We start from the raw sequence: 22,437 nt of genomic DNA, 5'->3' as shown, positions 1-22,437 counted from the left end.
TCATTATCCGTTCAGCGCATGCGCGATGCCGTTGGCCACCGCGATCTCCATGCGTCTCCAGTGTTCGTCGTCGAGCCACTTGGCCGTGCCCATGTTTTCCACAGTAGGCTCGGTCCCGGGCAGCCAGCGAGTGGTCAGGGCAATCAACTGGCCCAGGCCGTCCTCGCTCAGTCGTTCCGCGTATTCGAGGGCTTTTTTACGATGATCTCGACGTCAGGCGAGTATTCTTCCAGGAGCGCGCCGGCGATCTGCATCACCATCACCGGGTTGCCCAGCAGTTCCTTGAGCTTTGCCCGCTGCTCCTGGGCCACGGTGGTGACGAGCAGGTTGTTGGCCGGCGCGACCTTGTTTGTCGGGGTCATGGCGTTGAAGTACTTGCTGATGTCCTGAGGCGTCAGGGTGAAGGCGTATTCGTTTGCGCCGATTTCCAGGGTGATTTCGCGAGTATCCATGGGTGTTGCTCCATTCATTTGGGTTGATGTTGGGTGAGTCAGCGCAGGCAAACGTTGGTCACATAGTCCTGCAGGCCCAGGATCATTTGCCGGCTGACGGCGAGTTGTTCCCGGAGGGTGAAATAAGCCTGTCGAGCGTCTGCAGTGAGTTCGGGGGAACCTGCATCAGCCACGCCGCCGGCGCCGGCATTGGTGTGTTCGCCGGCAACGGGGCAGGTAGCGTGGAGCTGCAGCCGCTGATCAAGGCGATCGACAGCAAGCTGCAGGTCCTGGTTTGTCTTGAGCGCATCGCTCAGCTCCTGAGTGTGTTTTGTGTCGATGGCGGCAGCCGTGGCCAGGCGCTCGCCGCTGATCCGGGCGGCTTCGCGCAGGCCTGCGACTTCGTACTTCGCGACGTCACGCTCAGATCGAGCGCTGTCGCGCTGCAGCAGCACCTGGTCGAAAGCGAGCCAGATCCCGCCGGCGACGATCAGCACGACCAGGAGCAGGCGCAAAGGTGAGGAAGTCATGAGGCGCACAACTTCGCTTCATCCAGCCGACGAGCGTGCAGCCCGGGCACGAAGTGCTTGATGCCCTTGGCGTCGGTGACGTAGGCCCACACCGGACGGCCATCAGCGCCCCAAGCCAGGGCGCGGCAGCCTTCCGCTATGCGCCCGGCGTTGATGAGCCCTACAGCCCGGCTCGCGCAGGTCGACGGCACGCCGACGTTGTGGCCGTGACTGCTCAAGGAGTCGAAGGTGTTCTGGCTGATGTTCGGGTTCGTCAGGCAGTCGGCCAGGGCCAACTGGCCTTTCTGGACCACCAGTTGCTCCACCTCTGCGCACCGCGCCGGCGACCAGTAGTCACCGACGATCACCGGATACGGGCTGACATGGCGGGTGATGCCCTTGCAAACCGTCGGCAGCCCCTGGGCCAGGTTGTCGGCGTAGACCGTGTTCTGGCCCTCACCCTCCCACTTGCCCAGCAATGCCATCAGGGTGCTGCTGCCGAGGACCAGGCCTACGGTGCCGGCGAGGATCCGGCTGCGCAGGCTCATGGGAACACCAGGCGCAGGACTGCCGGCACAACCATTTGCGCGACCACAGCCAAAACCGAGATCGTCGCCAGCACGCGGGTCACTTTCGTGCCGATGTCTGCGACGGTCGCGGTCAGGACACGTTGGCCCTCGTTCAGCGCGGCCAGCTCGGCGGTGAACTGCTTGAACTCGCTTTCCAAGCGCGTGACGCGCCCAGGCACCGATTCATGGTGCGTGACCAGATCGTCCACGCGCTGTTCCAGGAGAGCCACGCGGATCTCCAGTTTGGGCTTCTGCAGGCGGTTCATCGGGCACGCTCGAAAAGGTTTTGGCAGGGGACGCAGCGGGTCATACCGCCCAAGGCGCGCCGCGCCTCGGGGATCTCGTCGCCGCAGTCGTCGCAATGGGTCAGGCTTGGCCCGCTCGGCCGGCTGACCGCCAAGGCTGCGGCAATGGCTTGGTCACGCTGCCGCTGCTCCAGGGCTTGCGCACGATCGAACGGGCAGACCATCAGCGCAGGCCCTCGATCTCAGCGGCCGAGAGGTACGGCACGCCATTGATACGGACGAAGTCGGGGCTTGAAACGCTGAACTGCACCTTGTGCTTGGATTTCTCGCCGCCCTTCTGGTCGACACTGAGCAGGCTGGACACCTTCAACTTGCAGCCAAAGGCCTCGATACGCAGCTCCTCCTCGCCGGCCTGGGCGAAGAACACCACGTCGAACGGGTCCAACTGGCGGAAGCTGCCAGCAGTCCGGGCGGCCTCGATCAGCAGGTTGAAGTTGAGGGAGTCCAGTTCGAACTCGCCAGCGGCCGAGACATCGCCGTCGACGTGCCCGTTGGGGACGCCTCGGTTCGTGGCCACCGCGCTGTTGTCGGTGATATCGAGTGTGCAGGTGTCGACGTGGACCTTGAGGTCACCAACGGAGACGTCGAAGTTCTTACCGCCAATACGGGACATGTGGGGTTACTCCGTGTCGCTGGAAAGATCCAGGGCGATGTTCGCAGTCAGGTCTTTCGGGCAGTTGAGGGGCTTGAGCTTCAGGTACAGCTCAACGCTGGTTTTGCTCTTCCAGACCAGGACCACGTCGCCGTCCTTGGGCGACTCGATCTCGCCCGGGAACTGCTGGCCAGCAAAGACGGTGGACTTCGCCATAGCGCGCAGTGGCTTCATGAACTGGCTGACGGCGGCGGCCATGCTGGCCGGCGAGTTGTTCAGGCGCCGATCGGCGACACGCTGGATCAGCAACGGCCGGATCTGCCGGGCGGCTTTGTCGGCCAAGCGTAGGTACTCGATCACCTGGTAGTCGCTGGCCGGCGCATCGAGCATGTTGCCGTCGCCCCAGAACGTGCCCGGATAGTCCGGGTAGGTTTGCGGTACCGAGAAACGGGCCTTGTCCAGCTCGGCGCCCAGGGCGGATTGCAGCGGGATACCTTCCTTGTCCACCGGGGCATCCCCCAGGCCGAGGACAGCGCCAGTGGCGACGCGCATCGGGCTGTCTGCGATGCTCACGACCGCATTGGCCAGCCGCCCGGCCAGGACGCCGAGGTTGTTGCCGTGCAGTTGGGGGACCACCAGGACACGCGGTGCGGAAACATCCTTGGTGATCGCTTTCTGCGCGACTAGGTATGCGCTCCAGTCCTGGGATGCTTTGTCGATGCCGGCAGTACAGGCCATCACGAAAAGGCGGCGGCCGTAAGTGTTGTTGATGGTGATCGCCGCATCGTGCATCGCCGACAGCTCAGCCGCGGCTGTCACTGGTGTGGTGATCACCGCCGCCTCAACAGAGAACCCCAGTTGCTGCGCCTTCTGCAGAGCGTCTTGCCAACTGCCATCGACCGCGATCGGGGCGGCGATGCAGTTCCAGCGGTCGCCTCCGTTCAGGCGTGCGGCAGTAACCTGGGTCTTCAGGTCGCTCTCAGGGATGCCCAACTGGGCGTCCAGGTCGCTGTCGGTGTTTAGCGGGATGAACTGGCCGACGTTCTTCGCGCCTGGGCCGATGAAGAGGAAATAGCGCTCGATCTCGGTTACGGCACCCTGGCCGAGGTTGAGATTGTTGACGCTGACTTTTCCGAGTGCCATAGGGTGCCTCGTTAACGTGGAGAGTTGAGGATTTGCTGCAGGACGAGGCTGACCAGCTCGCTGGTTTCCTGGTCGCTGCTGCCGAGGAACTGCCGGCGAGGCAGGGCGATGTCCCACGACTGCGCGCCGGTGCCCTCGGCTCGTTCGTCGGACAAAATGCGGATCAGCAGCCCGGCTTTCGCGTAGTTGACGTGCTGCTGAATCCACGCCACGGACGGCCTGGTCAGCGACTTTTTGCCGGCCTGGCGGACCTTGAAACCGAGGCGCCGCAGCCGCTTTGCCTGTTTGTCGGTGGCTGCCAGGCCTTCGGGCACAGTGCTCCAGCGGCGCATCTGCGCTGCAGTACGCCGCTCGGATACACCGTTGTGCTGCTGGGCGGCGATCCAGCCCGTCAAAGCGTTGCGCCAGCCCAGCGTTGCCTCGTCGGGCGTGAGGTTGGTGACCTGGAGCAGCTTGCCCAGGCCTGCTTCCATCTTCTTCTTGCCCTTGCCATCGCCCTTGCGGGGGGCGAATGGCGAGCCGTCCAGGTTCTGTTGCTCCCGGATCCGGCGGCGGCTCATGGTGCGTACGCGCTTGCTGACGTTGTTCAGCAGACGCCGGCGCAACTGTGGGGGCATGCTCAACAGTGCCAGTTGCTCCTGGACGCCTAGGTAGCCCCGAGCATCGAGCTCGACCAGGCTACGCCCCATGGCTCACCTCGCCGTGTTCGGCCACCCACACTTCGGCCTGGCCAAGCCCATAGGTCTTGTCCCCGACCTTGATCTGGCCGTTGGGGTCTTCGGCCAGGTGCTGCTCTTCTTCGAACTCCAGCACCAGCTCGACATCGAACAAATCGTTGTCGAGGGGTTCCACAGTGAATGCCGGCGCAGGCAGGTCGTCGCCTCGATCGGGATCGTTCGACTCAAGCCACGAACCCACCAGGGCCATCATCAGCGCAGGGTTGCCGGCGAAGCGCTCCAGGACGAACACTGCCCGGTACCGCATGTCACCCATGTACATGCCGGCGGAACTGGGTTTCCAGATCAGATCGAGGCTGACGTTCTCGGTCCAGCTATCGAGCTGTTCAGGGAGAACCAGGTCTTGCTCGAGCAGGAACGCAGTCAGGCCACGGAGCTTGTTCATTGCAGTGACACCGTGATGCGGCCACGGCCCTGCAGGGAGCGAATGGCTTGCTGGCTGTACGCCAGGAAGGTCTCGGCACGTTCCGGAGCTTCCTTGCCAGTGTTCTCGGCAACCTCGCGGCGGGTCACGGTCGCAAAGTCGGTCAGTGCTGCTGCCTTCGCCCTGCAGTACACCGCGCGCTTGTACAAGGCGACCTTATTGGCGTAGCCCCAGCCAAGCACCGAGCCCGGGTTGGCCTGGGCTTCCAGGTTCGATACGCCAGCAGCCTGCAGGAGCGATTCAACGCGAGCCAGGTCCTGGTTCACCTCGCCCATGGCGATAACGAGTTGAGTGACCAGCGTTTCGCCCAGGTACTCGCCGGGCAGGCGGTAAGCCTTCTGGTACTCAGCCAGGGAGAGATCCGGCCAAAAGCCGTTGTTCTCGATGGTCTGGTCCACCACGGTGGAGGTTCTGCCTGAAAAGCTCATCGCTGATCACTCGAAAAGGGCGGGAAACACCGTTTCAACGGGGTAGGCCAATGAATTGGCTATCTCGTTTCACGGGTTCCCGCTGGGGGGGGAGTCGGTTATTGGGCGCCGGCGGCGGCTTCCTGCTTACGCAGGGCCTTGCGGCAGTTCTCGATCCGGGTTTCCACGCCGACCTTGGAATAGAGCTGTTGCGCTCGCTCCAGGTGCTCCAGCGCGGTCGCCCATTCCTTGTCTTCCTGGGCACGAATGCCAATCAGCTTGTGGAACTTCGCGGGGATCTGCTCCGGCAGGTCCCATTCACCGTCGACGCGCGGCAGCAGGTCGGACAGGTATGGCTCCGGGCTGCGCTGGGCCTTGTACTCGTCATAGGCCCACTCACAGACCGAATCGGCGACAAAGGTCTGGATGTCACGGCGCTTGAAGCGCTCCGGCATCACCTGCGCCTGCGCAATAGCGATGTCGGCCAGCTCCAGGGCATCGACGAACTGCGCGGTGTCGAACAGCCAGACCATGACCTGGACCAGGACGCGGTTCGGAAAGACCAGGCCGGACTCGATGTAGCGCTGGATGTACTCCTGGTACTTGGGCAGCAGCTCGCTACGCTTGAGGTCCTGCCGGGTGGCCATGCCCTGGATCGCGCTCAGGCGGGCCAGGTCCTCGTCCAGTGCGGCTTCCATCAAGGCCAGGTGCTTGCGTGCATTCGCCGGGCTGCCCAGTGCCTCGCCTGGCGAGTACGGCAGCGCAGCAGCGGCGACCGCGCTGGCCACCGCCGACACGCCCTGGGCGAGTACGCGGCGCTTGTGCTCCAGCGCCAGGCTCACTTGACCGTCTCCACAGAGTCAGATTCAAGGTAGGCGAACTTGCCCAACTGCTCGATCACATAGCCCTCGTTGCGACCGTTGTAGTCCTCGACGCGGGAGCGCTTCGGGTTCTCCAGGAGGTGGCGGCGCCAGCTGGTGCCCTGGAAATAGATCGAGAGGTTGGTCCAACTGGTTACCAGGATGCCCTTGGCCGGGAAGAACGGGATCAGGAAGGACTGCAGGCCGCCATAGGTGGCGATAACCTGCTGGTCCTCGATCCGCTCTTTTTCCGTAGGAGTCTGGCCCTGTGCGGCATACAGCTTGCCCTTGTCGTAGGCCAGCAGGTCGGAGCCGACGATGGCCACCAGGTCGCCGGCGTCGCGGAACACCGGATCAATCATCTGCTTGACGTCATGCACAGCCGCGTCGAGGTTGGTGTAGTCGCCACCTTTGCCCAGCATGATTTTCGTGGCCGGGTCGCCACTCGACAGGACCTGTTCGGGGATCTGCTCGCGAGCGATCTGCAACCAGCCCTTGTTCACGTCCTGGAGCAACGGGTACTTGTCAGGGTCCGTCTGGGGTGCGACAGACTTGCCGTGGAAGCCGACCATGATGCGGTCGAGCGCGATCCGGTGCTGGACTGCGGCCAGGTAGCGCTCGGCAAAGTCGGGGAACTGCGACCAGGCGTCGATCGTCGCGAACTTCAGGGCGACATCGGTTTCGGTGCTGAACAGCTCGTACTCGTTGTTCTTGAGATCGAGCAGGGAGCGCGGCTCGCGGTCATTCTTGTCCGTGTCAGTACGACCGGTGGCTGGACCGTTCAGGCCCATCAGTACCTTTTCGCCTTTCAGATCACGGACAGGCACGACGTTGATCCGCTGCAGGAAGTCGGAACGCTCGGTGATCTGTTCGTTCAACTCCTGGGCATGCGCCGGCTCGACCGCGAAGGTACGGGCCGCGTCACCGACGTTGTACGCATCGGCCAGCTCGCTCTGGAGCCGCAGGTACTGTTCTTCAGCGTGTTGAGAGAGGGAAGCCATTAGCGCAGACCCTTGCGTTTTTGGCCTTGGGCGCCGGTCGTGCGTTGTACCTGGCGGCGGTTGGCCGTGCTGTTGAACATCTTGGTCATGGACTCCTGCAGCTCGTCGATACGAGCGCTCAGTTCCTTGACATCTTTGCCACCTTTACCGCCCTTGCCGTTGCGGCTGTAGTCGCGGTCTTCATTGGCCTGGTCAACCACGTCCTGGACGGCGGTGCCCACTGCGTCGACCTGCTCCTGGTTGTCAGCCGGGTCGACGTTCTCCACGACCGGCTCCAGGACGGCCTGGAAGCCGGCCAGCAGGATTACGAATTGATCACACAGCGCCTGCAGCGCCTTGGCTGTTGCTTCATCCATCGGTTTGTTCTCTTGGGGTGAGGGGGTATCAGGGGTGCCGCTGATTTCGGCGAAGCTCTTGAACAAGCCGGTCAGTGCGGAAAAGAGGCGGCGCATCTCGCCTTTTGTCTGACCGCCCTCGCGTAGGGAGCCCAGGGCAACGGCGTTGCAGAAGTAGGAGGTGCGGGCATAGCGGTGGCCTCTGCGGGCGCCCCGGGAGAAATACAGCTCCTGGGTGCCCAGGCTTGCCGGCGAATCGGTGACGGCCAGGCCGGTCAGGTAGAACCGTCCCGACTTGGCAAAGTCAGGGGTGATTTCGACGCTGGTGAATAGCTTTTCGCCCTCGTCGTTCAGTTGCAGCAGCTTGTTGTTGGGCTTGAGCTGTGCCTCCAGGGCCACCTGGCCAGGCTCCAGTTCCGGGTCGTCTTCTACGAGACGCACGGCAAAGACAGTGCCGTGGGAGCCTGGCCAGCGTTCGTGTTCGCTCCAGATCACCGCCGTGTACACGGACAGCTTGTAGGTCTCGGCGCAGTCACGCAGCTCCTGGACGGTAATCTCCCGTTGGTCTGCAGTCGGGCCGCTGACAGCTACGCGCTTCCAGTAGGAGACAAGGGATCGGGGCATCAGTGAAACGCTCGGTGGTGGTCGATGAGCGCCACGATAGGGAGCCGATCAGCCCCTGCAAAATGGATTGCTTGAGCGGAATTCCTATTTTCACGATCTAGGAAAATCGCTCACTTTTAGGCCGCGTTTATGGGGATTTCGCCGCATAGACTGCGGCCCCATGAACTACTCAATCGAAGTCAAAGAGGCCGCGAAACGGCTTTACCTGCGCAGGGCGTCGGTGAAGGAGATCCAGGCCCAGCTGAAGCTCCCGAACGTCCGGATCATCTATTACTGGATACGCCAGGGCGGCTGGGACGAGATGTTGACGGACGAAGAACCGGTGACGGCTGTCAGCCGGCGGATCACGCTCATCCTGGAGAAGACCGACACACTAACCAAAGTCGAGCTCGACGAGCTGGAGCGCCTAACATCGATCAGGGAAAAGCTGATCAAGCAGTCTGCCCGGCCTGCAGCACCGGCGGCGAATGACACGCCGGCCAGGGACAACGAGCGCCCACGCAGGGAGCGCCAGGACCAGGGAAACCGTGGCGGTAAGAAGCGGGAAAAGGCGCAGAAGAACGACATCAGCCAACTGACCGAAGTGGACTTCCTGGAGAAGTTCACCTCCAAGATGTTTCAGTATCAGCTGGACCTGTTCGCGGCCAAGAAAAACCCGCTGACGGCGCGTATCCGGAACATCCTGAAGTCGCGGCAGATCGGCCTGACCTACTACTTTGCAGCCGAGGCCTTCATGGACGCGGTGTTGACGGGGGATAACCAGATCTTCCTGTCGGCCAGCCGCGCGCAGTCCGAGGTGTTCCGTAGCTACATCGTTGAGTTTGCCAGCAAGTGGTTCGACATTGAGCTGACCGGGAACCCGATCAAGCTCAGTAAGGACGGCAAGCCTTGGGCTGAACTACGTTTCCTTTCAACCAACGCCAATACCGCGCAGAGCTACCACGGGCACCTATACGTGGATGAAATCTTCTGGATACCCCGGTTCGACAAGATCCAGGGCGTGGCCAGCGGCATGGCCGCTCATGCAAAGTGGCGGCAGACGTATTTCTCGACCCCCAGCGCGGTCACCCATGAGGCCTATCCGTTCTGGACGGGTGAGACCTTCCGCAACAGCAAACGCGCCAAGAAGGCCGGAGCCTGGCCCAGTGATGCCGAGATCCACGCCGGTGTCCTGTGCCCGGATGGGCAGTGGCGCAAGATCATCACGCTGGAAGATGCCATCGCCAGCGGCTGCAATCTGTTCGACATCGATCGCCTGCGCCTGGAGAACGACGAAGAGCGCTTCGAACAGCTGTTCATGTGCAAGTTCATCGACAGCAGCCAATCGGCGTTTTCGCTGGCCGCCCTCGAGCGCTGCTATTCCGACCTCGGCCTGTGGGACGACTACAGGCCCAGCGAGGACCGACCGTTTGGCGATGCTCCGGTGTGGCTCGGCTACGACCCCAGCCGCACCAGGGACGATGCTACGTGCGTCGTGGTGGCACCGCCCGCCGAGCCCGGGGGCAAGTTCCGGATCTTGGAGAAACACAGCTGGCGGGGGCAGTCGTTCACCTACCAGGCGGCCCAGGTCAAAAAGCTTACAGAGCGGTTCAACGTGCAGCACATCGGCATCGACACGACAGGCGTCGGAATCGGTGTTTACGACCTGGTGCACGACTTCTACCCACGGGCCAGGCAGATCCATTACAGCCTGGAGACGAAAACCACGCTGGTCCTCAAGGCCCAGGACGTCATCCAGGCAGCCCGGATCGAGTGGGACGCCGGTTGGACCGACATCGCCCAGGCCTTCCTCACCATCAAGCGCGGCACCACCGGTGGCGGCCAGATCACGTTCAGCGCCTCCAGGACCGAGGCCACCGGGCACGCGGACATCGCGTGGGCCGTCATGCATGCCCTGCACAACGAACCTTTGAACACCAACAGGCGGCGCAGTAGCCGCTACCTCCTGAGTGGAACCCATGCCAAGAGCGAACAGAAAGCAACGACACAACCGGCAGCCCGAGCGACAGCCAACACGGGTGTTCACATTCGGGGAGCCGGAACAGGTCCTGACCAGCAATATCGGCGAGTACCTGGGCGTGTTCGCCAGCGACGACGGGCGGCTGTACAAACCACCGGTGTCCCGCGCCGGCCTGGCCAAGCTGCTGCGTGCCAACGCGCACCACGGCGCCATTCCGAAGTTCAAGCGCAACTTGCTGTTGCGTGAGTTCATTCCGTCTGCAGGCTGCAGCATCCACACAATGGGTTGTGCTGCCCTGGACTACATGGTGTTTGGGGAAGCCTATTTCCTGGTGCACTTCAACTTTGCAGACCAGGGCCTGGAGTTGGAGCACCTGCCGGCGATCAACATGCGGGTAAAAGTTGGCGGTGGATTCGTCATGTTGCTGCCCAATGGCCAAGAAGAAGAGTTCGATCAGGACGAGATTATTCAGGTCAAAGACTATGATGTGGAACAGAACATTTATGGTGTTCCTGACTACCTGGGCGGCCTGCAGGCACTGCTGTTGAATGAGGCCGCAACTTTGTTCCGCCGCCGGTATTACAGCAACGGCGCGCATGCTGGTTACATCTTCTATACCAATGATCCAAACTTGTCCGAGAAAGACGAAGACGAGCTTAGAGCGCAGATCAGTGCGAGTAAGGGTGTTGGTAACTTTCGTTCGATGTTTGTGAACATTCCAGGCGGCCAAGAGAACGCTATCAAGATCATCCCGGTCGGTGACTTTCAAGCTCGGGATGAGCTGGAGAAAGTTAAGAACATCACACGGAATGACATCATTGCAGCATGGCGTATGAACCCGGCGCTAGCAGGGATTATTCCCGAGAATACCGGCGGCTTCGGTGACATCGAGAAGATCGATCGGGTGTACACGAACAACGAGATTCGACCCATCTGCCAGTTGTTCAGTCAGGTCAACGAAGTGCTGCGCGAAGACAGGCGTATCAGTTGGAAAAAAGAACCAGAAATAGCAACAGTCTGACTAATATTAATAGGTTCAGTGGGCACTGCTTTATGGCAAAATAGTACCCAATCAGGAACCTAAGGGAGGGGTGTATGCGAGTCTACTGCAAGGAGTGTAACGGGAAGGGCAGGATATCTTCTAGGAACGATATTTCTATGGAATTTTCGTCTCTCTACTGCACCTGTTTAGACTGTGGCCATCGCTGGGTGGCGCATCTGACTTTTTCGCATACCCTAACCCCTTCAGAGCAGATGCTTGATCGTCTTGTTTTTGATCAGCTCCGAAAATTACCCAAGTCTCGACAGAAGGAGATCTTTCAACAGCTTGGCGCTATAGATGCGCGGTAGCTGTTGAAAGTTCTCTCTATGTTTTCGAAGTCCTTCATCAGGCAAGTAGAGAACTGTATTAACCCAACGCGCCCGCGCTCGGATAGTTCGGTGGTAGGAAGTTCAGTTAAAAGGGCAAGCAGGTTTCCGTGGTTCTCTAGGTCATCGGCAAGTTTGTTAAGGCAGAGGGTTGGTTGTGACATGCGTAACTCCGTTTTCCATAATGGCACATAGCCAATATATTGTCGTTGAACGGTCTGCGCGTCAAGAAAATAAAGCAGTTGAAATTGCTGTGCCAGTTGTGCGATTAGTTTCTTGATGTGATGGTCTGGTGTGAGTGTGGTCATGTGTGTGGTAATAAAAAATGGGCGCTTATGCGCCCATTCTGTAGTGAATGTGTATTGAACTAATACTGTTTCAATACTCTTTGAGTTTGTGTTTCAGTGAGTTGATTCTTACAACCCCAAATTTTCGTTCTCCAGTTCCTCCCTCGAATGCAACCACGAACATGTCAGCGGGCAGCGGGATCAACACCAGACCGTCGCCTGGATCATGGTAAAGGTGTTGGGTCGCTTGCGTCAGATTGAAGTCATTGCCGAGGCCCAACTGACGGCGCGCTTCTTCCGCCTCGACCTTGTTTACTTCAATTAAATTTCCATCAATAAGCATCATGCCGCCCCTTTCAAACTCAATTGCGCTTCCAGCTCCTCAACTCGCGAAGTGAGAATCCTTGTGAGCCTTCGCAACTCGGTGGAGTCCAGGTCGCCAGTTATAGAACCCTTGAGCCGACTGATAATTTCTGAGTTCATGCTACGGCCATTACTTGCTGCAACATCGGCAATAAGATCGCGCAGCCCATCAGGCAAGCGAACTACGAACTTGTCAGCGGTGCGGGAGTCAGTCTTCTTGTGGGTCATGGTTATTTTCTCCTTCAAAGTGATGATGTGTATGCGGCGCTGGCCAGCAGTTGTTGAACCAGGGCAATGTCCTGGACGGACAGATCGCCGCGACAACGGGCCGCGTCGGTGACCCTCTCCAGTTGGGAATAGGCCTCGGGGGTCTTCATGACCAGGAAGCCGATCAGGGCCCCCCCGACGATGGCTGTGGCCTGCAGGCGGCTCGGTGTTGTGGTAGCCTTCGAGCCGCTGCCGCTTGGGGTTGGTACTCGCATGTTCTTCTCCTCGTTTCGGTGGTAGGTGCCAGGGAGCTGCAACTCCTTGGCACCGTCTCTATCAGCCCTGGTTGATGGCTTTGGCCGTGTACACCGGGCGCGTCACGCTCTGCACTTCAAATACTCCCAGCTCCACGCCATCGACCTGTTTCAGGTGCACTTCGCAGGTCACGGGCGGACTCTGGTGATATCGCCAGAAGTCACTGGCCACCAGTTCAGCCAGATCCTCGGCCTTGGCGTACAGGAGGTACGTTGCTGGCATCAGCATCGCGCCGGCCTGGCCGTCCACGGTGTAGAAAACATTCATTCCAGTGTCTCCGGTGCCCACTGCTCGATCAGGCGCTGCCAGATCGCGCTACCGCCCTGGATGCGTTCGTGCACCTCCAGGTCGGGTGTGAAGTCCATCATCAGGACCTTCAGGCAGTCTTCGAACAGGTCGATGTCCAGGCTGCGCAGGGTGCTGAGTTCAAAGGGGAAGTCCTCGCCGTTGTAGATCCCCAGCAGGAAGCGCCCCAGGACGCGGCTCTGGCCGTGGTCGCGCAAGGCGATCGGGACCAACCGATTGAGTGCCTGAGTTCCAGCAACACGGATAGCCGGTAGCTGCTGCTGGTGGGCTTGGACTTTGGCCAGTGCGGTGGCCATGGTTCTTGCTCCGTTGCTCATTGGCCGTTCCTCATTCCGCGCACGCTGTACAAGGAGCCCTCGTGCAGCACGTGCAGATCCACGTCGGCCAGCCGGTAGGCTCCTCCTGCACCACCTATCAGGACGTAGTCGTCATATGAAGCTTGGAAGCGGACAGGGAAGGGGTGCCCGATGCCGTTGCTCAGGCACCATTCAATTTGGTGGTGGTACTTGCTGTCCTCTCGGATGCTTGCGAACAGTTGGCCAACTGGCTTGGGATCACGCCCAGCCTGGAATGCTTCGAAAGCCAGTTGAACGGCCCTGTTCTTGAAGGACTGGCCATCGAACAGCATCTGCAGGTCCCCGACTCGACCCTTGGCGAATTCACGGAATTTGCTGAGCGCTACCTGAACCTCAGCGGTTAATTGCTCTGTTTCCATCGCTGTTTCTCCTTGTGGTGCCTGGTGGCACTGATGGGTGGATTTCCACCCGGTTGTTGAATGTGTCGCGTATACCCCCTGAGCATCTGGAATAAGTGGAAGGAACCCGTACCGGCAGGTCTGCAGCCCTTGTTCTTGCTGGTCTGCAGCTTTTTTTTCTCCTTCCAGCAGGGGTGGAAGGTGGTGGAAGGTCGAATTGCAGCAACTCGCCTGCAGGCCACGTATTACCTGGGCTGTAGCCATTTCGTCGAATAACCCCCGAGGTGGAAGGTTGGTGGAAGGTGGTGGAAGGAAATTCCTTCCAGTACCTTCCACTGGTACGCCGATTGCTGGACGGCTGTAACTGCCTGTATTCATTGACCTATTCCTATTCCTTCCAGATATTCCAGATGCTTTAGGGGACTACTCAGAAAACGCAGGTCCCTCCGCCTAGTGCCGCTCCCGATCGCTCATCCCCGTGCTGACGGGCTTATCCATGCTTTTTGAATATCCAGCAGTTCAACGATCGCTGCTCGATGCGGGAGTGGTACTTACGTGTCTCCAGGAAGGTGTGGGTCTTGCTGGTTTTCAGCGCTTTCTGCAGGAGGATCGTCGGCAGCAATTCAAGGCCTGCAGCACGACTAGCGGTCTGGAAGTGCTGGATGTTGATCGCGATCAGGCCTTTGTCCGAGCTGTGGTTGAGGGTTTCCCGGGTTTCCAGGCGTGGGCCGGAACCTTCGTCGATCGTCACCACTTGTTCGTTCAGGTAGTGATAGGCCTGCCAGAACAGAGCAGCGGTCTTGCTTTCGGCAGAGAGTGTTTGCTGTCGATCGAGTGCGCGGGCTTCCAGGTGCTTGGCCAGGCTTTCAATGTCTCGGTCCGACCAGTCCGGGAACAGTGACTGGGTGGCCATGGCAGCAGCTAGGATCTGTGCATGTACCTGGACGATACGTGCATGGCTTACGCCGCCGAGGGCCAAGAACCGGCGCTCGCAGTCGCGGTACACATCGAAGTACTTCTGCAGCCAGGTGCTTTCCTGGCATAGCACTGTTGCCAGGTAACCGGACAGTTGCTCGACGGGCATAGCCTTGAGGCGGTCGGCAACCTCCTTCAATTCTGCGGTGTGGTGGTCGCATGTCATGTGGAAGTACCCGATACGGGTAATGATCGCCTCCGATCCCTCCACCATGGTGTTCTGTGAAATGCAGATCGATCCGCGAAAGATCAGCGCGTCAGTGTCGCTGTTGCCCGTTTTCACACCGGTCACGCGAAGCTTGGCATTGATGTCGAACAGGGACTTAATCTCGTCCCAGTTGTACTGGATGATCACCGTTCGCCCCATGGCGTCTGTGGTTTCCTTATCGGATTCCATCAGGACTACCGGCAGGTTGCTTACTGCAGAGAGCGAGCGCAGCAGGCCGATTGCTGACGCGCCAGATCCGCTGGGTTTGATCCCTTCTTCATTCTTTCGGCCAACCAAACGCCACAGAAAGCGAATCAGCGTCGACTTGCCCGCGCCAGCGGCACCGGTCAGTTCGAGGAATGCCCACCCTTGTTGTACGGCGCGGATCTGCTCTGCGAACAGGGAGCCCGTCCACCACGCCAGGCTGGCCAGGCCGTTGAGGCCAAACACGGACTTGAAGTCATTGAACCAGGACGGGTCGAATGATTGGCCGCGGTGCATCGGGTAGCTGCGGGCAGACGTCTTCAGACCTTGCCCCTTGATGTCGAGGAAGCCGTGGTCGTTTACTTGCATGGCCTTGCCTTTGTAGAAGCCAAAGCCGGGGTAGCAGTAGGCACCGGTCACCTCGTCGTACCCGACAAAGGGCAGCGTGCGAACTACGTTGGGGTCACGCAGCCATTCGCTCTTGAGCATGCCTAGGACCTTCTCCCCGCCTTCGAACATGCCGCCAGGTGTCCTCTCCAAGAGGGCCTTGGCGAAGCCTCGGGGCTCAGTGATAGCGCTCGGTGGCAATGGCTCTCTGCAGTTCAAGCGGCGATTCGGAAAGTCGAACTTGAAGAAGTAGCGCTGTTCGCCACTGATCGCATCGCGCTCCAGGTACTCGAAACGGGGCACACAGTTGGCCACCTGGCTGATGGTCGTGTGCTTCGTGAATTCGGTGCGGTATCCGGTGGGTTCTTCCCCTGGTTTACGTGGCATGTCATCTAGGTCCTTCTGCAGCTCGGACGTGTTCACCCGGGCCGAAAAAAGGCATTGACCAAACTCCACCAGGAAGAAGGGGCGCGGGCGGCGGGTATAGAGCAAGTAGGCTTTATGGATGGCCGAACGGGCGCAAAACAGTTGGCCCTGGTACAGCGCGTCCTGGATGAACACGTCATCCAGTTGGCCATCGCGGTAGACGTCATCCCAATCGCGGCTGCCGGAGAGCGCCACCTGGCAGCTTTCCTTCATCGTCGTCAGCCGATCTCGGTACTTCGGGATCACGTCATGGCCAGCGCGATCATCATCAAGGGCGATAACCCAACGGACGCCTTTACCCTGTTCGGCCTCGATGATCTGCCAGGGGAAGTTGTTGCAGCTGATCGCGGCGATCGCCTTGTAGCCGGCGAGCCAGAGTGCAATCGCGTGGAAGATCCCTTCGACAACGAACACCAGGTCGTCTTTCTGGTAGGCCTGGCCCTTTGGTTCCCAGCCGTGGCCCTTGTATTTCATTCCTTTGCGGATGCCGGCCTTGTCACCGTCGTTTGCGGCCACGGCAGTTGCATCAATGATTCGTTCCCAATAGCCGTCACACAGCGGGAAGCGCACGGTTGCTGCGTAGGAGCCATCAGCCATCTGTCGACGGGCCTGATCGTACCAGCCGGCGATTCGTTTGATTTCGAACCCACGGGTGCGCTGCAGATATGCATCGGCTGTCGCGTTGGGGTTGTCCACGGTCGACGGGAAGCGGTCGCTCAGGTTTTCGAATAGGTAGCGATACCGCTCCCGAGTCTTTTCCTCGTAGCCGCACTGGTTGAGGCGGTTGCACTTGATCTGGAACGGTTTGAGCTTGCTGACGTAGATCGTCCGCTCACCGCAACCAGGGCAAATCCCTTTGTTGAAGTACTCCTGAGACTCGTCCTTGGATTGGAACCCCAGTTCCTTGTCGTGCTGCAGCTCGGGAACCACGTCATCCAGATAGATGCGGTCGAACTGCTCCGGGGTGAATCGTGCGTTCATGCGAGCCCCTTACCGCTTGCCATCCAGACGGATGCGTTCCGCTTGGTCGGCAGCCTCCATAGTCATGTGAACCATGTTGATCAGTACGGCTGCCTTCGATCCCTCACGCTTCGGGCGGATGATGTAATTGCCTGATTTGATCTCGTTTTCCACAGCGCTTGCTGACTGACCAGAACGGCGTGTGAACTCCGCGATGGTCATGTATGGCGTGTCGATCGCAATCTGCATTCTGTTAACCTCTGCATCGGATATTTGGGGATATTTGGGCCAAAAGTACCCATATGGAACCTAGATTAAGTACCCATATGGAACCATGTCAAGAGGGAGATGCAGTTAATGGAGCTTGCGGAGAAGCTGAAGGCGATCAGGATCAAGGAAGGCCTGACACAGTCTGAGCTGTGTGAAGCCACGGGCATCAGCCTGAGCAGCTACAAGAAATACGAGCTGGCATTGCGTATCGAGGTCAGTTCGGTCGCGCTCCTGAAAATCACCAATCACGAGCGATTCAAGAAATACACGCTGTGGTTGATGACCGGCGAGGAAGCCCCAGCTTGCGGTCAAGTGAGCCCGGTGTGACCTATGTCGATCAAGAAACTGCCCACCGGTGAATGGCTACTGGATTGTCGGCCTGAAGGGCGCGATGGACCTCGTGTTCGTCGCAAGCTGAAGTCCAAGAACGAAGCGATGCATGCAGAGCGTCTGCTGATGGGGGACGGTGCTCGAGGCGAGTTCGAGAAAAAGCCCAAGCGTGACGATCGGCGCCTGAGCGAATTGATTGATATCTGGTTCAAACTGCATGGGCAGACCCTCAAACGAGGGGAGGAGCGTCAGCGCGCCCTGCAGGCCATGGCTGAGAGAATGGGCGATCCGCGCGCCACTGATTTCACTGCTGCCAACTTTACCCAGTACCGCGCCGAGCGCCTGGCCGGCGATCATGGTCGGAGCACACCGGGCAACGGTATGAAGAAGGGGCAGAAGGCCAAGCCTGTCAGTGCGAACACGTTGAACCATGAACTGGCCTACCTGAGCGCCGTGTTCAACGAGCTGGATCGCCTGGGCGAATGGAAGTGGGAGAACCCGTTGGCCAAGGTCCGGCGCCTGAAGTTCGATGAGCCGGAAATGGCGTACCTGGAGAAGGACCAGATTCAGCCGTTGCTCAATGCTCTGGACAAGATCTCCGCGAGCGCTGGCGTTGTTGCTCGCGTGTGCCTGGCCACAGGTGCGCGCTGGTCCGAGGCTGAGGGTCTTACAGCGCGCCAGGTGAAAGATCGCCGGATCCACTACCACCGCACGAAGAACTCCAAGAGTCGTGCCGTGCCGATCAGCAAAGAGCTGCAGGAACTGGTGAAAACCAGCCTGCCTTTCGGCGACTGCTACAAGAAGTTTGGGGAAGCGGTCGAGGCCGTTAGCCTGGATTTGCCAGATGGGCAGATGACCCATGTACTGAGGCACACCTTTGCCAGCCACTACATGGCCAATGGTGGGGACATCCTGACATTGCAGCGGGTTCTGGGGCATTCATCGCTTGCTATGACGATGCGCTATGCCCATTTCAGCCCTGGCCATCTTGCAGAGGTCGTAGCACTTAACCCTCTGACAAGTCTCGGCGTGAAGGATGTCGAAGATGCATGAGGCTCTTGAGTGGTGTGTAGTCGTTTGGGATTTTGCTGCTGCACCTTCTGCAAATCAGTCCGTCAACTGGACCACCGTAGCCGTAGCACTGATATCAGGTGCGATTGGTATCAGCGGCTCATGGCTCGCTCTTGGTTGGCAGGCTCAGAGGGAAAGTCGTAGCGTTCGTGCTGCGATTTTGGCAGAAGTGGAATCATTGATTGAGATCGCTGACAGGCAGAAATATTGCCGTAAGTTTTCTGAAGCTCGGGATCACTTGGCAGTTAGCGCTAGCTTTGGAACAGCAAGCTTCATCTCTGTCAGGTTGAGCATCCCAGAACACTACAACCGGGTTTACTTGGCGAATGCGCCTAAGCTTGGCGCCCTCAGTGAGAAAGATGCTGGGAATGTCGTTCGGTTTTACCAACTGATGGACAGTCTGCGTACTGATACTTCAGAAGGTGGAATCTTGTTCGAGGGGACCACGAATGATCAGCTGCTGAGAGACACTCTAATCCTCCTTAACGAGGCGCTGGACCTGGGCGAGTCGTTGGCTGTTCGTTGAGGTTGGGGTGGGTGTGGACGATTTGTGGACACTTTCAGATTTTTGAAAGCGCCAAAATAAAGCCCCAGAAACGGCAAAGCCCCGCATTGCGGGGCTTTGAACATGGTGCCGGCACCAGGAATCGAACCCGGGACCTACTGATTACAAGTCAGTTGCTCTACCATCTGAGCTATACCGGCGTGTTAGGCCGACGATTATAGCGATTGGCGGGGTTCTGTAAACCCCTGATATTTGACTATTTTTATGGGGCCTGCTGGCGATGGGCCGTGAGCGATCAACCGCCCGACCGCACCTCGAGTATCACCGCCAACAACCTGCCGGCCACCTCGCTCGCCTGTGCAGCCGAGGCTACGTTAGTAAAACTCATCAACAGCCCACCTTCCGCTCCAGCCTTCAGTTGCCAGCGCGACAAGGGTTCGATGGCCAATCCCGCCGCCCGCGCCTGCTCTGCCACGCGGGTGTCCGAAACATCGATCAGCAAACGCACCAGCAGGTTGATGCCACCGGCCTGTGGGTCCACCTTGAGAATGTCCCCACATACCTCTTCCAGCGCCTCCACCAGCAACGCTCGGCGCGCGCTGTATAGCTGGCGCATTTTCTTCAGGTGGCGGGTGAAGTGGCCCTGGCTGAGGAAGTCGCTGACCGTTGCCTGCAACAGTTCCGGGCAGCGGTTGCGTAGTAGCCGCGCGCGCTGTTCGAAGCCTTCGACCTGATCCTGCGGTACCACCAGGTACGCCAGGCGCAGGCCGGGGAACAGCATCTTGCTGAAGGTGCCGGCGTGCAGCACACGGTCGTGTCGGTCCTGGCTCTTCAGGGCGGGCAGCGGGCGGCCGTGGTAGCGGAATTCACTGTCGTAGTCGTCCTCCAGTACCCAGCTCGACTGTTGCACTGCCCAGGCGAGCAGTGCCTCTCGGCGGGTGGGGCTCAGGGCGACGCCCAGTGGGCTCTGGTGGGCCGGGGTGACTATCGCCAGCCGGGCGGTCGGTGCCTGTTGGAGGCCTTGCTGCACATTCAGACCGTCGCTATCGACTGCCAGCGGCACCAGTCTCACGCCGCGGTTGAGCAGGATCTGCCGTGCATGCAGGTAGCCGGGGTCTTCGAACCAGCAGTCCTGGCCGGTCATTTCCAGGCTCTCGCAGACCAGTTCGAGAACGGCGTTGTAGCCAGTGCAGATAAACACCTGGTCCGCTGCGCAATGCACGCCGCGATACAGTCCCAGGTACTGGGCGATGGCTGCGCGCAGCGGCGCGTAGCCGCGTGGGTCGCTGAAGCCGAGGCTGGCGATGTCGGTCTGGCGGGCGCGTTGGGTGACCAGCCGAGCCCAGAGCTTGCGCGGGAAGGCGTCCAGCGCCGGCATGCCCAGTTGCAGCGGCAGCGGGTGGTCTTGTTCGGTCGGGGTGTTGTTGGTCGGTGGCTTTGTCGGAGCCGCCGGCAGGTCCAGGGCGATGAGGGTGCCGGCCTGGCCACGGGCAGTCAGGTAGCCCTCGCTGACCAGCAGCGCATAGGCAGTTTCGACGGTGCCCCGTGCCAGGCTGAGTTCGGCGGCCAGGGCCCGTACCGACGGCACGCGGTCGCCGGGTCGCAACTGGCCATCGTCGATGGCGCCGCGAATGCGTCGATAGACCACCAGGTATTTTGGAACACCCGGTTCGGCAGCAGCGGGTCGGGCTGGGGGCATGGGATTTTCCCTGGAAGGCAGAGCGGTCCAGTCTAACCAAACCGGTTGCGGTGGTGGGACATGTCCCAAGCGGCTTGCCCGATCTTGGCCCTGTTGGCGTGGGACTGTGATCAGCAGACTAAGAGTCAGTTCTTTATTTCCTCAGAAGGAAACCGACCATGACGCAACGTCTCGATTATTTCGCCGCCGCACCCCAGGGCTACAAGGCGCTGGGTGGTGTGAAAAGTTATCTACAGGGCTGCGGGCTGGCGCCGCAGCTGGTCGATCTGGTGTACCTGCGGGTTTCCCAGATCAATGGCTGTGCCTACTGTATCAACCAGCATTCGCGGGATCTGCTCAAGCTGGGCGTCAGCTCCGACAAGGTGCAACTGGTGCCGGTGTGGCGCGAGGCCGAGTCGCTGTTCGATGCCCGTGAGCGTGCTGCGCTGGCCTGGGCCGAGACGGTGACCCTGGTGCACCAGACGGCGATTCCGGATGCGGATTACCAGGCCGTTGCGGCGGTGTTTGGCGAGAAGGAACTGGCCGACCTGACCCTGGCGATCGGACTGATGAATGCGCTCAACCGCGTCGGTGTGGGTTTCCGTCTGGTGCCGCCTGGTGTCCGTGAGCATGAGGAGGCGTCCCGTGGGCAGTGAGCTGGAGTATGGGCTGATCGAAAGCGAAGCCCGGTGTCGCGAGTGTTTTGCGGTGATGCGCGAGCTGCGTCCGCAGTTGGATAACGAGCAGTCTTTCGTCGAGCAGGTGTTCCGCCAGGGCGAGCAGGGTTATCGCTTGCTGGCGTTGCGCGAGCAGGGGCAGGTGATTGGGCTGGCTGGCTTTCGGGTGACGGAGAATTTTCTCTATGGGCGCTTCGTCTATGTCGACGATCTGGTGGTGACCGCCTCGCAGCAGCGGCGCGAGCTGGGGGCCGGGTTGCTGGATGAGGTGCGGCGGCACACGCGGGCCCTGGGTTATCGTTACCTGGTGCTCGATACCGGGCTGCATATGCCGTTGGCGCAGCGCTTCTATTTCCGGCAGGGGATGTTGGCCAAGGGCATGCACTTCTTTCAGGACCTGGAGCAGGTGGTATGAGCCGAGCGTTGTTGCTGAATTTCAGTCCTCATGGCCAGGCGGCTCGCGGCTACCAATTGGCCGCCGAGGTGCTGCAGGGTTTGCCGGGTATCACGGCGGTAATCGAGCGGCAGTTGGGGAGTGAGCCATTGCCGGCTGTGACCCGTGATTACGCGACGGCCGTGACTTCGCTCGATGGACAGGCTACGGCCGTCGAAGTGTCCGAGCAGCAGATCGTCGAGTTGGAGAACAGCGACCTGCTGGTGCTGTGTACGCCGCTGCATAACTTCACGCTGCCAGCGGCGCTGAAGTTGTGGGTCGACCATGTGGTGCGGATTCAGCGCAGTTTCGGCGGCAATGGCGCGGGGCGGAAGGTGGGGCTGCTCAGGGATCGGCCGACTTTTGTGCTGGTCAGTTCCGGTGGTTTCATCCAGGGAGAAAATGCCAACCAGCCGGATTTTCTGACGCCTTGCCTGGCGGCGCAGCTTGATTGCGTTGGTATCCGGCAGGTGAGGTTCATCTACCTGCAGGGTTCTGTGCGAGGGGATGAGGCGGTGCGGCAGGAGTTGGTCGGGGCCAGGAGGTTGTTGCTGGAGGGCCTTTTGGAGGTGGCTGGTTGAGGATGCGGGTTGGGGAAGGCCGCCTGCGGCGGATCACCAGCAGGGCCGCTCCTACGAGGGCGTGGATGCTTTCAGGGGCGGGTTATTGCCATTGGCTCGCGCGCTTATGCACAAGTGGTTGGTCGGCAGCGCGATCGATGGAAGGATTTGTGACCGCGTTCGCAGCATGTTGCAACTGTCTGTTTTTTCGTCGATTTATTTTATGAACAAAAAATGACCAGCCGCTTGTCGACGCCACAGGCGTTGTTTTCCGTGGTTGGGCGCTAAAAGAATCAACAGAGTTATCCACAGGCTG

General features: G+C 60.0%; 32 protein-coding genes and 1 tRNA gene. 9 read left to right on the top strand and 24 right to left on the bottom strand.

The window, feature by feature from the left end; genetic code table 11:
• Window positions 1-3: 3 nt before the first annotated feature.
• From AC6I6U_RS01865 to AC6I6U_RS01800, 14 genes are all read right to left on the bottom strand, one after another.
• Window positions 4-147 carry a DUF6890 family protein gene (locus AC6I6U_RS01865; protein WP_497880390.1) on the bottom strand — a complete coding sequence of 48 codons (144 nt, stop codon included), beginning with the start codon at window positions 145-147 and terminating at the stop codon, window positions 4-6.
• A 20-nt stretch (window positions 148-167) separates the two neighbouring features.
• On the bottom strand, window positions 168-452 hold the full coding sequence (locus tag AC6I6U_RS01860) for a putative phage tail assembly chaperone (protein WP_497880389.1): 285 nt from the start codon (window positions 450-452) through the stop codon (window positions 168-170).
• 38 nt (window positions 453-490) lie between these two features.
• On the bottom strand, window positions 491-946 hold the full coding sequence (locus AC6I6U_RS01855; RefSeq protein WP_497880388.1) for a lysis system i-spanin subunit Rz: 456 nt from the start codon (window positions 944-946) through the stop codon (window positions 491-493).
• A gap of 11 nt (window positions 947-957) precedes the next feature.
• Window positions 958-1,488 carry a lysozyme gene (locus AC6I6U_RS01850; RefSeq protein WP_497880387.1) on the bottom strand — a complete coding sequence of 177 codons (531 nt, stop codon included), beginning with the start codon at window positions 1,486-1,488 and terminating at the stop codon, window positions 958-960.
• Window positions 1,485-1,775 carry a hypothetical protein gene (locus AC6I6U_RS01845; RefSeq protein WP_497880386.1) on the bottom strand — a complete coding sequence of 97 codons (291 nt, stop codon included), beginning with the start codon at window positions 1,773-1,775 and terminating at the stop codon, window positions 1,485-1,487. Before AC6I6U_RS01845 ends, AC6I6U_RS01850 begins: the two co-directional genes overlap by 4 nt.
• Window positions 1,772-1,978 carry a TraR/DksA family transcriptional regulator gene (locus tag AC6I6U_RS01840; RefSeq protein WP_497880385.1) on the bottom strand — a complete coding sequence of 69 codons (207 nt, stop codon included), beginning with the start codon at window positions 1,976-1,978 and terminating at the stop codon, window positions 1,772-1,774. Before AC6I6U_RS01840 ends, AC6I6U_RS01845 begins: the two co-directional genes overlap by 4 nt.
• Window positions 1,978-2,427, bottom strand: coding sequence for a phage protein (locus AC6I6U_RS01835; RefSeq protein WP_497880384.1), 450 nt, complete (start codon window positions 2,425-2,427; stop codon window positions 1,978-1,980). The genes AC6I6U_RS01840 and AC6I6U_RS01835 overlap by 1 nt, the downstream gene beginning before the upstream one ends.
• Before the next feature lie 6 nt (window positions 2,428-2,433).
• Window positions 2,434-3,549: a DUF2586 domain-containing protein gene (locus AC6I6U_RS01830; RefSeq protein WP_497880383.1), complete on the bottom strand. Its 1,116-nt coding sequence runs from the start codon at window positions 3,547-3,549 to the stop codon at window positions 2,434-2,436.
• A gap of 11 nt (window positions 3,550-3,560) precedes the next feature.
• Window positions 3,561-4,238, bottom strand: a complete 678-nt coding sequence (locus tag AC6I6U_RS01825) for a phage virion morphogenesis family protein (RefSeq protein ID WP_497880382.1) — start codon at window positions 4,236-4,238, stop codon at window positions 3,561-3,563.
• Window positions 4,228-4,671 (bottom strand): phage tail protein, encoded by a 444-nt coding sequence (locus tag AC6I6U_RS01820; RefSeq protein WP_497880381.1) that lies wholly within the window; start codon window positions 4,669-4,671, stop codon window positions 4,228-4,230. The genes AC6I6U_RS01825 and AC6I6U_RS01820 overlap by 11 nt, the downstream gene beginning before the upstream one ends.
• Window positions 4,668-5,138, bottom strand: a complete 471-nt coding sequence (locus AC6I6U_RS01815) for a head completion/stabilization protein (RefSeq protein WP_497880380.1) — start codon at window positions 5,136-5,138, stop codon at window positions 4,668-4,670. Before AC6I6U_RS01815 ends, AC6I6U_RS01820 begins: the two co-directional genes overlap by 4 nt.
• Window positions 5,139-5,236: 98 nt before the next feature.
• Window positions 5,237-5,959, bottom strand: a complete 723-nt coding sequence (gene gpM, locus AC6I6U_RS01810; RefSeq protein ID WP_497880379.1) for a phage terminase small subunit — start codon at window positions 5,957-5,959, stop codon at window positions 5,237-5,239.
• Window positions 5,956-6,978 carry a phage major capsid protein, P2 family gene (locus AC6I6U_RS01805; RefSeq protein WP_497880378.1) on the bottom strand — a complete coding sequence of 341 codons (1,023 nt, stop codon included), beginning with the start codon at window positions 6,976-6,978 and terminating at the stop codon, window positions 5,956-5,958. Before AC6I6U_RS01805 ends, gpM begins: the two co-directional genes overlap by 4 nt.
• On the bottom strand, window positions 6,978-7,937 hold the full coding sequence (locus tag AC6I6U_RS01800; RefSeq protein ID WP_497880377.1) for a GPO family capsid scaffolding protein: 960 nt from the start codon (window positions 7,935-7,937) through the stop codon (window positions 6,978-6,980). Before AC6I6U_RS01800 ends, AC6I6U_RS01805 begins: the two co-directional genes overlap by 1 nt.
• Window positions 7,938-8,097: 160 nt before the next feature.
• Here AC6I6U_RS01800 and AC6I6U_RS01795 point away from each other — a divergent pair, with 160 nt between their 5' ends.
• From AC6I6U_RS01795 to AC6I6U_RS01785, 3 genes are all read left to right on the top strand, one after another.
• Window positions 8,098-10,143 carry a terminase large subunit domain-containing protein gene (locus AC6I6U_RS01795; protein WP_497880376.1) on the top strand — a complete coding sequence of 682 codons (2,046 nt, stop codon included), beginning with the start codon at window positions 8,098-8,100 and terminating at the stop codon, window positions 10,141-10,143.
• Entirely contained in the window at window positions 10,055-10,918 is an 864-nt protein-coding gene (locus AC6I6U_RS01790; RefSeq protein ID WP_497882965.1) for a phage portal protein, read from the top strand. The genes AC6I6U_RS01795 and AC6I6U_RS01790 overlap by 89 nt, the downstream gene beginning before the upstream one ends.
• A 74-nt stretch (window positions 10,919-10,992) precedes the next feature.
• Window positions 10,993-11,247, top strand: a complete 255-nt coding sequence (locus AC6I6U_RS01785) for an ogr/Delta-like zinc finger family protein (RefSeq protein ID WP_419737421.1) — start codon at window positions 10,993-10,995, stop codon at window positions 11,245-11,247.
• 396 nt (window positions 11,248-11,643) lie between these two features.
• On the opposite strand, the gene AC6I6U_RS01780 is transcribed toward AC6I6U_RS01785, so the two are convergent.
• From AC6I6U_RS01780 to AC6I6U_RS01745, 8 genes are all read right to left on the bottom strand, one after another.
• Window positions 11,644-11,898: a hypothetical protein gene (locus AC6I6U_RS01780; RefSeq protein WP_497880375.1), complete on the bottom strand. Its 255-nt coding sequence runs from the start codon at window positions 11,896-11,898 to the stop codon at window positions 11,644-11,646.
• Window positions 11,895-12,143 (bottom strand): Arc family DNA-binding protein, encoded by a 249-nt coding sequence (locus AC6I6U_RS01775; protein WP_497880374.1) that lies wholly within the window; start codon window positions 12,141-12,143, stop codon window positions 11,895-11,897. Before AC6I6U_RS01775 ends, AC6I6U_RS01780 begins: the two co-directional genes overlap by 4 nt.
• Window positions 12,144-12,157: 14 nt before the next feature.
• Window positions 12,158-12,397: a hypothetical protein gene (locus AC6I6U_RS01770; RefSeq protein WP_497880373.1), complete on the bottom strand. Its 240-nt coding sequence runs from the start codon at window positions 12,395-12,397 to the stop codon at window positions 12,158-12,160.
• A gap of 61 nt (window positions 12,398-12,458) precedes the next feature.
• Window positions 12,459-12,704, bottom strand: coding sequence for a hypothetical protein (locus AC6I6U_RS01765; RefSeq protein ID WP_497880372.1), 246 nt, complete (start codon window positions 12,702-12,704; stop codon window positions 12,459-12,461).
• Complete coding sequence (locus AC6I6U_RS01760; RefSeq protein WP_419737425.1) at window positions 12,701-13,060, bottom strand: DUF7673 family protein; 360 nt, start codon at window positions 13,058-13,060, stop codon at window positions 12,701-12,703. The genes AC6I6U_RS01765 and AC6I6U_RS01760 overlap by 4 nt, the downstream gene beginning before the upstream one ends.
• Window positions 13,057-13,458, bottom strand: a complete 402-nt coding sequence (locus tag AC6I6U_RS01755) for a hypothetical protein (protein WP_497880371.1) — start codon at window positions 13,456-13,458, stop codon at window positions 13,057-13,059. Before AC6I6U_RS01755 ends, AC6I6U_RS01760 begins: the two co-directional genes overlap by 4 nt.
• A gap of 469 nt (window positions 13,459-13,927) precedes the next feature.
• Complete coding sequence (locus AC6I6U_RS01750) at window positions 13,928-16,618, bottom strand: toprim domain-containing protein (RefSeq protein WP_497880370.1); 2,691 nt, start codon at window positions 16,616-16,618, stop codon at window positions 13,928-13,930.
• A gap of 9 nt (window positions 16,619-16,627) precedes the next feature.
• The gene (locus tag AC6I6U_RS01745) at window positions 16,628-16,846 is read right to left on the bottom strand and encodes a hypothetical protein (protein ID WP_497880369.1); all 219 of its coding nucleotides are present in this window, start codon (window positions 16,844-16,846) and stop codon (window positions 16,628-16,630) included.
• A 108-nt stretch (window positions 16,847-16,954) separates the two neighbouring features.
• Here AC6I6U_RS01745 and AC6I6U_RS01740 point away from each other — a divergent pair, with 108 nt between their 5' ends.
• Genes AC6I6U_RS01740 through AC6I6U_RS01730 form a run of 3 tightly spaced genes read left to right on the top strand, consistent with a single transcriptional unit; the run spans window position 16,955 to window position 18,794 of the window.
• Complete coding sequence (locus tag AC6I6U_RS01740) at window positions 16,955-17,194, top strand: helix-turn-helix domain-containing protein (protein ID WP_497880368.1); 240 nt, start codon at window positions 16,955-16,957, stop codon at window positions 17,192-17,194.
• Window positions 17,195-17,197: 3 nt separating this feature from the next.
• Window positions 17,198-18,250 carry a phage integrase gene (locus tag AC6I6U_RS01735; RefSeq protein ID WP_497880367.1) on the top strand — a complete coding sequence of 351 codons (1,053 nt, stop codon included), beginning with the start codon at window positions 17,198-17,200 and terminating at the stop codon, window positions 18,248-18,250.
• Complete coding sequence (locus tag AC6I6U_RS01730) at window positions 18,243-18,794, top strand: hypothetical protein (RefSeq protein ID WP_497880366.1); 552 nt, start codon at window positions 18,243-18,245, stop codon at window positions 18,792-18,794. Before AC6I6U_RS01735 ends, AC6I6U_RS01730 begins: the two co-directional genes overlap by 8 nt.
• A 103-nt stretch (window positions 18,795-18,897) precedes the next feature.
• On the opposite strand, the gene AC6I6U_RS01725 is transcribed toward AC6I6U_RS01730, so the two are convergent.
• Window positions 18,898-18,973 (bottom strand) — tRNA-Thr (locus AC6I6U_RS01725).
• Window positions 18,974-19,068: 95 nt separating this feature from the next.
• Window positions 19,069-20,472 carry a MocR-like pyridoxine biosynthesis transcription factor PdxR gene (pdxR, locus tag AC6I6U_RS01720; RefSeq protein WP_497880365.1) on the bottom strand — a complete coding sequence of 468 codons (1,404 nt, stop codon included), beginning with the start codon at window positions 20,470-20,472 and terminating at the stop codon, window positions 19,069-19,071.
• Window positions 20,473-20,630: 158 nt separating this feature from the next.
• Here pdxR and AC6I6U_RS01715 point away from each other — a divergent pair, with 158 nt between their 5' ends.
• The 3 genes from AC6I6U_RS01715 to AC6I6U_RS01705 are packed head-to-tail and all read left to right on the top strand — an operon-like array spanning window position 20,631 to window position 22,142.
• Window positions 20,631-21,107, top strand: a complete 477-nt coding sequence (locus AC6I6U_RS01715) for a carboxymuconolactone decarboxylase family protein (RefSeq protein WP_497880364.1) — start codon at window positions 20,631-20,633, stop codon at window positions 21,105-21,107.
• Window positions 21,097-21,543 (top strand): GNAT family N-acetyltransferase, encoded by a 447-nt coding sequence (locus AC6I6U_RS01710; RefSeq protein ID WP_497880363.1) that lies wholly within the window; start codon window positions 21,097-21,099, stop codon window positions 21,541-21,543. The genes AC6I6U_RS01715 and AC6I6U_RS01710 overlap by 11 nt, the downstream gene beginning before the upstream one ends.
• A complete protein-coding gene (locus AC6I6U_RS01705) occupies window positions 21,540-22,142 on the top strand; it encodes an FMN-dependent NADH-azoreductase (protein ID WP_497880362.1) in 603 nt (200 codons plus the stop codon). The genes AC6I6U_RS01710 and AC6I6U_RS01705 overlap by 4 nt, the downstream gene beginning before the upstream one ends.
• The last annotated feature ends 295 nt before the right edge of the window (window positions 22,143-22,437 follow it).

The sequence above is a fragment of the Pseudomonas sp. UTLPPB19802 genome, assembly GCF_059730225.1.
This window is presented reverse-complemented; position numbering and strand designations above follow the sequence as displayed.

Coding starts and splice junctions, on each gene's coding strand:
- AC6I6U_RS01860 (WP_497880389.1), bottom strand. CDS start 452: ATGGATACTCGCGAAATCACCCTGGAAATCGGCGCAAACGAATACGCC.
- AC6I6U_RS01850 (WP_497880387.1), bottom strand. CDS start 1,488: ATGAGCCTGCGCAGCCGGATCCTCGCCGGCACCGTAGGCCTGGTCCTC.
- AC6I6U_RS01845 (WP_497880386.1), bottom strand. CDS start 1,775: ATGAACCGCCTGCAGAAGCCCAAACTGGAGATCCGCGTGGCTCTCCTG.
- AC6I6U_RS01840 (WP_497880385.1), bottom strand. CDS start 1,978: ATGGTCTGCCCGTTCGATCGTGCGCAAGCCCTGGAGCAGCGGCAGCGT.
- AC6I6U_RS01835 (WP_497880384.1), bottom strand. CDS start 2,427: ATGTCCCGTATTGGCGGTAAGAACTTCGACGTCTCCGTTGGTGACCTC.
- AC6I6U_RS01830 (WP_497880383.1), bottom strand. CDS start 3,549: ATGGCACTCGGAAAAGTCAGCGTCAACAATCTCAACCTCGGCCAGGGT.
- AC6I6U_RS01825 (WP_497880382.1), bottom strand. CDS start 4,238: ATGGGGCGTAGCCTGGTCGAGCTCGATGCTCGGGGCTACCTAGGCGTC.
- AC6I6U_RS01820 (WP_497880381.1), bottom strand. CDS start 4,671: ATGAACAAGCTCCGTGGCCTGACTGCGTTCCTGCTCGAGCAAGACCTG.
- AC6I6U_RS01815 (WP_497880380.1), bottom strand. CDS start 5,138: ATGAGCTTTTCAGGCAGAACCTCCACCGTGGTGGACCAGACCATCGAG.
- AC6I6U_RS01805 (WP_497880378.1), bottom strand. CDS start 6,978: ATGGCTTCCCTCTCTCAACACGCTGAAGAACAGTACCTGCGGCTCCAG.
- AC6I6U_RS01800 (WP_497880377.1), bottom strand. CDS start 7,937: ATGCCCCGATCCCTTGTCTCCTACTGGAAGCGCGTAGCTGTCAGCGGC.
- AC6I6U_RS01795 (WP_497880376.1), top strand. CDS start 8,098: ATGAACTACTCAATCGAAGTCAAAGAGGCCGCGAAACGGCTTTACCTG.
- AC6I6U_RS01785 (WP_419737421.1), top strand. CDS start 10,993: ATGCGAGTCTACTGCAAGGAGTGTAACGGGAAGGGCAGGATATCTTCT.
- AC6I6U_RS01780 (WP_497880375.1), bottom strand. CDS start 11,898: ATGATGCTTATTGATGGAAATTTAATTGAAGTAAACAAGGTCGAGGCG.
- AC6I6U_RS01775 (WP_497880374.1), bottom strand. CDS start 12,143: ATGACCCACAAGAAGACTGACTCCCGCACCGCTGACAAGTTCGTAGTT.
- AC6I6U_RS01770 (WP_497880373.1), bottom strand. CDS start 12,397: ATGCGAGTACCAACCCCAAGCGGCAGCGGCTCGAAGGCTACCACAACA.
- AC6I6U_RS01765 (WP_497880372.1), bottom strand. CDS start 12,704: ATGAATGTTTTCTACACCGTGGACGGCCAGGCCGGCGCGATGCTGATG.
- AC6I6U_RS01760 (WP_419737425.1), bottom strand. CDS start 13,060: ATGAGCAACGGAGCAAGAACCATGGCCACCGCACTGGCCAAAGTCCAA.
- AC6I6U_RS01755 (WP_497880371.1), bottom strand. CDS start 13,458: ATGGAAACAGAGCAATTAACCGCTGAGGTTCAGGTAGCGCTCAGCAAA.
- AC6I6U_RS01750 (WP_497880370.1), bottom strand. CDS start 16,618: ATGAACGCACGATTCACCCCGGAGCAGTTCGACCGCATCTATCTGGAT.
- AC6I6U_RS01745 (WP_497880369.1), bottom strand. CDS start 16,846: ATGCAGATTGCGATCGACACGCCATACATGACCATCGCGGAGTTCACA.
- AC6I6U_RS01740 (WP_497880368.1), top strand. CDS start 16,955: ATGGAGCTTGCGGAGAAGCTGAAGGCGATCAGGATCAAGGAAGGCCTG.
- AC6I6U_RS01735 (WP_497880367.1), top strand. CDS start 17,198: ATGTCGATCAAGAAACTGCCCACCGGTGAATGGCTACTGGATTGTCGG.
- AC6I6U_RS01730 (WP_497880366.1), top strand. CDS start 18,243: ATGCATGAGGCTCTTGAGTGGTGTGTAGTCGTTTGGGATTTTGCTGCT.
- pdxR (WP_497880365.1), bottom strand. CDS start 20,472: ATGCCCCCAGCCCGACCCGCTGCTGCCGAACCGGGTGTTCCAAAATAC.
- AC6I6U_RS01715 (WP_497880364.1), top strand. CDS start 20,631: ATGACGCAACGTCTCGATTATTTCGCCGCCGCACCCCAGGGCTACAAG.
- AC6I6U_RS01705 (WP_497880362.1), top strand. CDS start 21,540: ATGAGCCGAGCGTTGTTGCTGAATTTCAGTCCTCATGGCCAGGCGGCT.